The organism is Dietzia papillomatosis NBRC 105045, from assembly GCF_001570845.1.
GTDB lineage: Bacteria > Actinomycetota > Actinomycetes > Mycobacteriales > Mycobacteriaceae > Dietzia > Dietzia cinnamea.
On record NZ_BCSL01000072.1, the window covers coordinates 1 to 9,014 of the forward strand.

Annotated in this window: 9 protein-coding genes and 1 pseudogene; all 10 read right to left on the reverse strand. The window is 74.1% G+C overall.

Going from position 1 to position 9,014, the window contains the following annotated elements:
- Positions 1 to 876 (reverse strand): DivIVA domain-containing protein (locus DPA01S_RS15410; protein ID WP_061228945.1); only part of this gene is annotated, 876 nt, incomplete at its 3' end.
- Positions 877 to 1,053: 177 nt separating this feature from the next.
- A complete protein-coding gene (locus DPA01S_RS15415) occupies positions 1,054 to 1,341 on the reverse strand; it encodes a YggT family protein (RefSeq protein ID WP_061228934.1) in 288 nt (95 codons plus the stop codon).
- Between the two features lie 70 nt (positions 1,342 to 1,411).
- The gene (locus tag DPA01S_RS15420) at positions 1,412 to 2,104 is read right to left on the reverse strand and encodes a cell division protein SepF (RefSeq protein WP_061228933.1); all 693 of its coding nucleotides are present in this window, start codon (positions 2,102 to 2,104) and stop codon (positions 1,412 to 1,414) included.
- A 94-nt stretch (positions 2,105 to 2,198) separates the two neighbouring features.
- Positions 2,199 to 2,927 carry a YggS family pyridoxal phosphate-dependent enzyme gene (locus tag DPA01S_RS15425; protein WP_061228932.1) on the reverse strand — a complete coding sequence of 243 codons (729 nt, stop codon included), beginning with the start codon at positions 2,925 to 2,927 and terminating at the stop codon, positions 2,199 to 2,201.
- 47 nt (positions 2,928 to 2,974) lie between these two features.
- Complete coding sequence (pgeF, locus tag DPA01S_RS15430; protein ID WP_061228931.1) at positions 2,975 to 3,697, reverse strand: peptidoglycan editing factor PgeF; 723 nt, start codon at positions 3,695 to 3,697, stop codon at positions 2,975 to 2,977.
- Between the two features lie 11 nt (positions 3,698 to 3,708).
- Positions 3,709 to 4,923: a cell division protein FtsZ gene (gene ftsZ / locus DPA01S_RS15435; RefSeq protein WP_061228930.1), complete on the reverse strand. Its 1,215-nt coding sequence runs from the start codon at positions 4,921 to 4,923 to the stop codon at positions 3,709 to 3,711.
- Positions 4,924 to 5,168: 245 nt separating this feature from the next.
- Positions 5,169 to 6,086, reverse strand: a complete 918-nt coding sequence (locus DPA01S_RS15440; protein ID WP_061228929.1) for a cell division protein FtsQ/DivIB — start codon at positions 6,084 to 6,086, stop codon at positions 5,169 to 5,171.
- A gap of 13 nt (positions 6,087 to 6,099) precedes the next feature.
- Positions 6,100 to 7,506 (reverse strand): UDP-N-acetylmuramate--L-alanine ligase, encoded by a 1,407-nt coding sequence (gene murC, locus DPA01S_RS15445; RefSeq protein WP_061917679.1) that lies wholly within the window; start codon positions 7,504 to 7,506, stop codon positions 6,100 to 6,102.
- Positions 7,507 to 7,559: 53 nt separating this feature from the next.
- A complete protein-coding gene (gene murG, locus DPA01S_RS15450; protein ID WP_061917676.1) occupies positions 7,560 to 8,702 on the reverse strand; it encodes an undecaprenyldiphospho-muramoylpentapeptide beta-N-acetylglucosaminyltransferase in 1,143 nt (380 codons plus the stop codon).
- Positions 8,699 to 9,014 (reverse strand): annotated as a pseudogene (locus DPA01S_RS17355) (putative lipid II flippase FtsW); the annotation flags it as partial. The gene murG and the pseudogene DPA01S_RS17355, both read right to left, overlap by 4 nt.

Genomic DNA, 9,014 nt, shown 5'->3' on the forward strand with positions numbered 1-9,014 from the left:
GGCGGGGGCCGCCGGGGCGGCGGAGCCGGTCTTGCCGAGTTCGGCGAGCTGGTTCTCCAGGTAGCTGGTGAGACGGCTGCGGTAGTCCTTCTCGAACGTCCGCAACTGGTCGATCCGGCTCTCCAGCACACCGCGCTGCTGGTTGATGGTCGCCATGATCTCGGTGTGCTTGCGCTCGGCGTCGGCCTGCAGGGCGTCGGCCTTGGCCTGCGCCTCCTTGACCTGCTGCTCGGACCGGGCCTGGGCATCCTTGACGATGCCGTCGGACTTGCTCTTGGCCTCGGCGAGAAGCTTGTCCGCCTCGCGGCGCGCGTCGCCGACCATCTTCTCGGCCTGCGACTTGGCGTCGTTGACCAGCTTCTCGGACTGCGTCCGGGCGTCGCCGACCAGCCGGTCCGACTCGCTGCGGGCCTTGGCCATGAGCCCGTCGGACTCCTTCTTGGCCTCGCCGGTCAGGCGGTCCGCCATCTCCTGGGCCATGGCCAGGACGCGGGCGGCGCGCAGGTGCGTCTCGTTGTTGGCGGCGCCGTCGTCCTCGCCCTTGCCGAGCGACGGGGTCGCGGCGGCGGGAGCGGGAGTGGTGGGCGCCGGGGCCGGCGTCGGCGCGGGCGCCGGGGCCTGCGCGGCGGGAGCGGCGGCACCCGATCCACCGCCGGAGGACTTGCCGGCCTCGTCAGCGGCCTTGCGCGCCTTCTCGAGGTCGCGGGTCAGCTCCTCGACCCGCTGCCGGAGGTCCTCGTTGTCCGAGACGAGTTCCGCGAGCTCCGTCTCGACCAGGTCCAGGAACTGGTCGACTTCGTCCTCGTTGTAGCCACGCTTGCCGATCGGTGGCTTGGAGAACGCGACGTTGTGCACATCGGCTGGTGTCAACGGCATGGGATACCCCTCGTGGTCGTCTCGGGTGCCGGTCCGGCGTTCACGCACCGGACCCACGACTTCATTTCTACCTTAACTGTGGCCAATCTAGTCACAACCGGCCCGCGCGTCACCAGCGGCCGTGGTCCGGGTCGGTGAACCGGGGCCGCTCTGCCGGCCGCAGCGCGGCCCCATCGCTCAGATGAAGGCCAGAATGACGACCCGCAGCACCATGAGGATGATGAACAGGACCAGGACGGACAGGTCCAGGGAGACCTGGCCGAGACGGACCGGCTTGATGACCTTGCGCAACGCCTTGACCGGCGGGTCCGTGATGGTGAACAGCCACTCCAGCACCACCGCGAGGACACCCTTCGGCGTCCAGCTACGGGAGAACGAGGCGATCATCTCCACCACGATCCGGCCCAGGAGCAGGAACCAGAAGACCTCGACCAGGTAATAGAGGATCAGCAGAATCAACGTCACGCTTCAACTCTACTTCCCCGGGCCACCGCGGTGCCCGAGGGCACCCGGTCCCCGCCGACGGGCGGACCGGTCAGCGGCGAAAGGCGCCGTTGACGGCGTCGCGGACCTCGGCCTCGGTGAGGTCCATGCCGGCGGGCTGCAGGAGGAACGTGCGCTCGCGGTCGGCGACCTTCTCCATGTGGCCGTCGAGGCCGAAGACGAGGCCGGCGGCGAAGTCGACCATGCGTCGGGCGTCTCCGGAGGCCATCGTGGACAGGTCCAGGACGACCGCGCGTCCGGCGCGGAAGTGCTCGCCGAGACTCTTGCCGTCGCCGAAGCCGCGGGGGCGCTCCACGACGGTCTCGGGAACGGTGACGAGCCCGTCCTCGACGAAGTCCTCCTCCGGCGCGAGGGCGACGGCACCGCGGGTGGCGGGCACACCGCGGAGGTTGGCGCGCGCGCCGGCCTCGGCCGCGTGGTAGCGGCGGGGGCGCGGAGCCGGCTCCTCGACGGGCGCACGGCGGGCGGCGGCACGCTCGTCGACGGGGTCGAGGTCGGCGACGCGGGAGCGGGGCGCGGGCTCGTCGAGGTACCGGTCGGCGGCGTAGCCGTAGTCGTCCCGGCGGTCGCGGGCGACCGGACCGAGGTCGTCCGTGTCGTGCATTCCGCGACCGACGCGCGCGTCGTGGTGGACGGGGCGGTCGTAGTCGTCCAGGTACTCGTCCTCGTACGCCGCGACGGGCGCCATTCCGAAGTACTCCTTGAACCGGGCGATTGCGCTCATCTTCCGGGACCTTCCTGGTAACGGGGTCGTCGCGGGCGTGTGTTCTTCGCGGGCGTGTGTTCTTCGCGGGCGGGTGTCCCCGCGAGGCTGGATCTCAAACTACTGGTCGGGGGCCGAGGATCGCCGTTCCGACACGCACGCAGGTGGAACCTGCCGCGATCGCCTCCTCGATGTCCCCGGACATGCCCGCGGAGAACTCGACGGCGTCGGGGTGCCGGCGCCGCAGGTCGGCGGCGACGTCGGCGGCGTCGGCGAAGTGGGCGGCGGGCTCGCCGGAGAGCGGGGGCACCACCATGAGCCCGGCCAGACGGAGGTGCCCGAGTCCGGCGACGTGGTCGGCCAGAGCGGGCAGGTCCTCGCGGGTGACCCCGCCGCGGGAGGTGTCGCCGTCGAGGCTCAGCTGGAGCAGGACGGGCAGGGGCGTGACGCCGTCGCGCTCGTCGGCGGCGCGGGCGCGGCCACGCTCGAGCCCGTTCGCGACCTTCACGGAGTCCACCGAGTGGACCCTGTCGGCCCACCCGGCCACGGCGGCGGCCTTGTTGGACTGGATGTGCCCGACCATGTTCCACCGCACGGACGCCGCCAACTCGGCGTCGGCGGCGGCGAGGTCGCCGACCTTGGCCGCCGCCTCCTGGACCCGGTTCTCGCCGACGTCACGCACCCCGAGGCGGGCGAGGTGGACGACGTCGGTGACGGGATGGAATTTGGTGACGACGACGAGGTCGACCTCGTCGGTCCGGCCCGCCGCCGCCCGGGCCGCGTCCACGCGTTCGCGGGTCTCTGCCAGCCGCGCGGCGAGTTCTGTGGCCCTGGTGTCGGTCATGTCCGCCCTTTCGTCTCCCGGTCCGGCGGGTCGGCCGGCCCGGCCTGCTACACCTGCCGCCAGATCACGCTGGCCTGGCGCCCGGTCCGCCCCTGTCGACGATAGGAGAACAGAGACTCCTCGGCGATCGTGCAGCGGGGGTCGGAGTCGACGCGCGTCACGCCGAGCCCGGCGAGCTGGCGGGTGATGCCCTTGCGCAGGTCCACGCCCGCGGTTCCGGCGACGGTCCGGGTGCGACTGCCGGGCAGGGCCGCCTCGACCTCGTCGGCGAGGTCGTCGGGCAGCTCGTAGTGCTCCCCTGCCGCCGCCGGTCCGAGGAGCACGGTGATCCGTTCCGGACGCGCCCCGAGCGAGGTCATCGCGCCGATGAGGTGGGGGACGATCCCGCCGACCGCGCCGACGCGTCCCGCGTGCACGGCCCCGATCACGCCGGCCTGCTCGTCCGCGGCGAGCACCGGGACGCAGTCGGCGGTGAGCACCGCCAGCGCGAGGCCGGGCCGGTCGGTCACGAGTCCGTCCGTGGCGGGGACGGGCCCGCCGGTCGGCCTGGTGACGCGGGCGATCCGGGTGCCGTGGACCTGGTCCATCCACACGATGTCGGTCGCGGGCAGGCCGAGTCGGCGGGCCAGCCGCGCGCGGTTGGCTGCCACGGCGGCGGGGGCGTCACCGACGTGGTCGCCGAGGTTGAACGAGTCGAAGTCTCCGGTCGACGCGCCGCCGCGGCGGTCGGTGACCACCCGGCGGACGCGCCCCGTGCCGTCGGGCGTCACGGGGTGCCCGGTCAGTGCCGCATGAAGGGCGGGACGTCGATGTCGTCGTCCTCGTCGCGGCGACGGGACGAGGACGAGGACGAGGACGTGCCCGCCGAGCTCGCGGACGACCCGCCGGAGCCCGGGTAGGCCGACTCCTCGCGACCGCGGCCGCCGAGGGGCGTCGATCCGAGCTCCGAGGCCCCGCCGGTGTCGCCGGAGGCGCCGGGGACCGACTCGTCGTCGTCGAGGTGGTGGCGGCCGCGGCGCGGCTGGGCCGCGCCGGCGGCGACCGGCCGGGACCCGCCCTCGAACCCGGCGGCGATGACCGTCACGCGGACCTCGTCGCCGAGGGAGTCGTCGACGACCGTGCCGAAGATGATGTTGGCGTCGGGGTGCGCCTCCTCCTGCACGAGGGAGGCGGCCTCGTTGATCTCGAACAGGCCCAGGTCGCTGCCACCGGCGATGGACATGAGCACGCCCTTGGCGCCCTCCATCGTGGTCTCGAGCAGCGGCGAGTTGATGGCGGCCTCGGCAGCCTTGAACGCGCGCCCCTCTCCCCGGGAGGAGCCGATGCCCATGAGCGCGCTGCCGGCGCCGGACATGACGCCCTTGACGTCGGCGAAGTCGACGTTGATGACGCCGGGCGTGGTGATGAGGTCGGTGATGCCCTGGACACCGTTGAGCAGCACCTCGTCGGCGGTCTTGAACGCCTCCATCATCGACACCCCCGCGTCGCCCAGCTGCAGGAGGCGGTCGTTGGGGATCACGATGAGCGTGTCGCAGGCCTCGCGCAGGGCGTCGATGCCGGCGTCGGCCTGGCCGCCGCGGCGCTTGCCCTCGAACGAGAACGGGCGCGTGACCACGCCCACGGTGAGGGCGCCGAGCTTGCGGGCGATGGCCGCCACGACGGGCGCGCCGCCGGTGCCGGTGCCGCCGCCCTCGCCGGCGGTGACGAAGACCATGTCGGCGCCCTTGAGCACCTCCTCGATCTCGTCCTTGTGGTCCTCGGCGGCCTTACGGCCCACCTCGGGGTCGGCGCCCGCGCCGAGTCCTCGGGTGAGCTCGCGGCCCACGTCGAGCTTGACGTCGGCGTCCGACATGAGGAGGGCCTGCGCGTCGGTGTTCACGGCGATGAACTCGACGCCCTTGAGCCCCTCGTCGATCATCCGGTTGACCGCGTTCACGCCGCCGCCGCCGATGCCGACGACCTTGATGACTGCGAGGTAGTTGTGGGGTGAGCTCATCGAGGCCCGGCCTTCCTATGGGGGTGTCGTGCTCGGTTGCGTGCTGTCTCGACGAAACGTTCCGTGGACCCTGAAGTCTCACCCTCTAGTTGAGGGTTAAACTTGCTGGTCAGAGGCGGTTTCGGCCGTCGGAACACCACGGTAGGGCTAGCGGCCCCGCGCGTCCACGAGGCTCGCGGGCGTGTCGTGTGTACCGGGCCGTCGACGGTGCTCCGCCGGGGTGCGGACGTGGCGCCGGCGGGGCCCTAGCGGGACGTCGGCAGGGCCGGGTTGGACACGTTCCAGATCTGTCCCGGCTGCTCGAGAACCATCTGCAAAGCCACGGCCTTCTCCCGGTCGCGGCCGGCCGCTCCCCACTCGACGATCCGCCCGTCGGCGAGGGTGAGCACGATCGACGCGCGGGTGTCGACCTCCACGGCGGTGATCTCCTGACCGGCCGTGCCCCGCACCTCGGCGAAGACCGTCGCCAGGTCGCGGACGACCGCCGGCAGCTCGCCGCGGGCGTTTTCTCCCACCGTGAGCACAGGAGTCCCGGGCGGCACCTCGCCCGGGCCGAAGTCGATGCCCTGGGCGTCCACGAGATGCTGCTCGCCGTCGACCTCCACCACCACCAGCGCGGTGCGCTCGACGAGCTCGATCCGCAGTCCCGACGGGTAGTCCCGCTTGACCGTCACCTGATCCACGCGCGGGATGCCCGCCACGCGCCGGGCGACCGCGTGGGTGTCGACCTGGAGCAGCGGCGTGCCCGGTGCGACCGCCGCGCGCTCGGTGACGACCTCCGCGGGGATCGTCCGTGTGCCCTCGACGCTCACCTCACGGACGGCGAACACCGGCAGGAAGTACAGCGCGATGTAGCCGAGCAGCACCACGACCAATGCGATGCCCAGCCCGGCGTAGATCCGGTTGGTCCGCCGGCGGCGGCGCCGCAGGCGTGCGCGCACCGCCGGGTCGGAATGACGGACCCGCTCGTCGGAGCGGCGCAGGTCGGCCGCGGCGCGCCGGCGATCGGGGTCGTCGGTCGGCGGGGTGTCCCACGCCGGCACCTCGGTGGACGCCTCGGTGGGCGGTGGCCCGGGGTCGGGCCCCGGTCGCTCCGCGGCGGGATCGACGTCCGGCGCACCGGGGACGTCGTGCTCCTCGGGGAGGTCGGGCTCGTTGGTCACCGCGCGGCCCTCCTCACGGCTCCCCGCCGGTAACGATCCGCGGGCCGAGAGTGGTGATGTCGCCGGCGCCGAGGGTGAACACGACGTCGCCGGGCCGCAGGATCCCGGTGACCGTCGTCAGCGCGCTGTCGAGGTCGGGCACGTGGTGGACGGCCGCGGTGACGTTCCGGGCGATCAGCCCGCCGTCGACGCCGGGTTCGGGTCGCTCGCGCGCGCCGTAGACGTCGAGGACCACCACCTCGTCGGCGAGCGACAGTGCGCGGCCGAACTCCTCGGCGAAGATCCTGGTGCGCGAGTACAGGTGGGGCTGGAAGACGGCGACGAGCCGCCCCCCGTCCGCCTCGACGATCTCCCGCGCGGCGCCGAGCACCGCGGCGACCTCCGTGGGGTGGTGGGCGTAGTCGTCGTAGACGCGCGCCCGCCCGTCGCCGACCACGGCCTCGCCCTTGGGCTCGAAGCGTCGTCCGACGCCGCCGAACCCGGACAGGCCGGCGAGGAACCCGTCCGCGTCGAAGCCGCCGGACCCGGCCACCTCGCGGGCGGCGAGCAGGGCGGCCAGGGCGTTGAGCGCCATGTGCTCGCCCGGGGTGCCCACGTGCAGTTCGCCGTGCGACCCGCCGTCGAGGGTGAGCCGGGCCCGCGTGCCGTCGGAGTCGACGGTGATCCCCGCGAGCTCCCCCGCCACCGGCAGGTCGGTCGTCGGACCGTCAACGGTGCGGTACCCCACCACGCGGACGCCCGCGGCCGCGGCCCGGCGCGCGCGCTCGGCCGCGCCCTCGTCATCGACGCACACCACGAGCGCGCCGGTATCGGGGATGCGGGCGAGGAAGGTGTCGAAGACCTCGTAGTACGCCTCGGCGGTGCCGAAGTGGTCGAGGTGGTCGGGTTCGGCGTTGGTGAGGATCACGACGTCGGGTTCGTAGTGCACGAGGGACCCGTCGGACTCGTCGGCCTCGGCCACGAACACGGGGTCGGCGCCGCCGCGCGCGTTGGTCCCGAACTGCAGGACGGTGCCGCCCACCGCGAAGGACGGGTCGGACCCGGCGGAGAGCATGCCCGCGATGAGCATCGAGGTGGTGGAGGTCTTGCCGTGGGTACCGCACACCATGATCGAGCGGCCCGCCCGGGCGAGGTGCCCGAGCACCTGCGACCTGGTGACGACCGGGATGCCCGCGGCCCGCGCCGCGACGAGTTCTGAGTTGTCGGCGGGGATCGCCGCCTTGGACACCACGACGATCTGCGGGGGCGAGTCGAGGGCCTCGAGGGCGTCGGCGTGGTGGCCGACGCGCACGACGGCGCCGCGATCGGCCAGCGCGCGCAGGTCGGCCGAGTCGCGGGCGTCGCTGCCGGAGACCGCCACGCCGTGGTCGAGCAGGATCCGCGCGACGCCGGACATGCCCGCGCCGCCGATCCCGATCATGTGGACGCGCTCGAGCGTGGTCGGCACGGAGTCGGTGCCGGGGATGGTGGAGGTCAACGCGGGGCCTTTCCGGCGGCGTCCAGCGCGATGCGCGCCACGACCTCCGCCGCGTCTCGGGAGCCGCCGCGGACGGCGGCCTCGGACATCATCTGGAGCCGGTCGGGGTCCAGCGCGAGAGGCAGGACCTCAGACCGGAGGTGGTCGGGCGTGAGGTCGGCGTCCTCCACGAGCAGGGCCGCGCCGCCGGCGACGAGGTCGCGGGCGTTGAGGGCCTGCTCGCCGTTGCCGTGGGGCAGGGGGACGAACACCGCCGGCAGCCCGACGGCGGACACCTCGGCGACGGTGATGGCACCCGACCGGCACAGGATGAGGTCGGCGGCGGCGTACGCCAGGTCCATGCGGTCGAGGTAGGGCACGGTCACGTAGGGCGCGCCGCCGGCCGGTACGACCGGGGCGTCGTCGAGGTTCTTAGGACCGACCGCGTGCAGGACGCCCACGCCGGCCCGGGAGAACTCCTCGGCGACCGCCGCCATGGCGGTGTTGAGCGACCGCGCGCCCTGGGAGCCGCCCACGACGAGCAGGACGGGCCCGTCGGGGTCCAGCCCGAAGGTCGCGCGGGCCCGCGACCGCAGGGCCGCGCGGTCGAGGGTCGCGACGGCGCGGCGGACGGGGTTGCCCACGACGCGGGCGTCGAGCCCCGACCCGGTGACCGCGGCGAGGGTCGCGACGGCGAACCGCGCGCCGAGCTTGTTGGCGATCCCCGCGCGCGAGTTGGCCTCGTGGACGACGATCGGCACGCGGCGACGCGCGCCCCCGGAGGCGGGTCGCAGCGGCGCCGCCGCGGCCAGGTACACGGGCACGCACGCGTACCCGCCGAAGCCCACGACGACGTCCGCGTCCGTGCGTCGCAACACCTCGCGTGCCCCGCGCACGGCCCGGGCGAGACGCCCGGGCAGGCGGAACAGGTCGCCGCCGACACTGCGCGGCAGCGGGACCGGATCGACCAGTTCGAGTGGCACGCCCCGCTTGGGGACGAGGTCGGTCTCCAGGCCGCGCGGGGTGCCCACGGCCGTGACGCGTGCGGTCGGGTCGAGGGCGGTGACGGCCTCCCCCACCGCGAGAGCGGGCTCGATGTGGCCGGCGGTGCCGCCGCCGACCACGAGGACCGAGGGACCGCCTGTGGACGCCGCGCTCATCGCTCCCGTCCCCGGTGGATGGGGCTGGGCCGGCCGGCGCCGGGGCTCTGGCGGCCCCCGGCGTCAGGGGCGGGGCGGCGCGGCTGGCGGCGCTCCGCGTCGCGAGCGCGGACGGGCCGGGCGGTGCGGCCGGTCATCGCGGTCGCCCCACGCCGACGTTCGCGGGCGGCGTCGGCCGGGATCGGCATCGTCTCGTACGCCGGCGGCCGTGGTCCGCCGCGCGGCGGACGCGGCACGGGGGCGGGCTGGGCCGTGCGCCGGCCGCCGGCCGCCCGGTCTCGCGGCGCGGGACCGCCGGGGCGGGTCGGCTGG

What these genes read in the sequence shown, in the direction of transcription:
- DPA01S_RS15420 (WP_061228933.1), bottom strand. Translation starts at nt 2,104, where the DNA reads ATGAGCGCAATCGCCCGGTTCAAGGAGTACTTCGGAATGGCGCCCGTC.
- ftsZ (WP_061228930.1), bottom strand. Translation starts at nt 4,923, where the DNA reads ATGAGCTCACCCCACAACTACCTCGCAGTCATCAAGGTCGTCGGCATC.
- murC (WP_061917679.1), bottom strand. Translation starts at nt 7,506, where the DNA reads ATGATCGGGATCGGCGGCGCGGGCATGTCCGGCGTCGCGCGGATCCTG.
- murG (WP_061917676.1), bottom strand. Translation starts at nt 8,702, where the DNA reads ATGAGCGCGGCGTCCACAGGCGGTCCCTCGGTCCTCGTGGTCGGCGGC.
- DPA01S_RS15425 (WP_061228932.1), bottom strand. Translation starts at nt 2,927, where the DNA reads ATGACCGACACCAGGGCCACAGAACTCGCCGCGCGGCTGGCAGAGACC.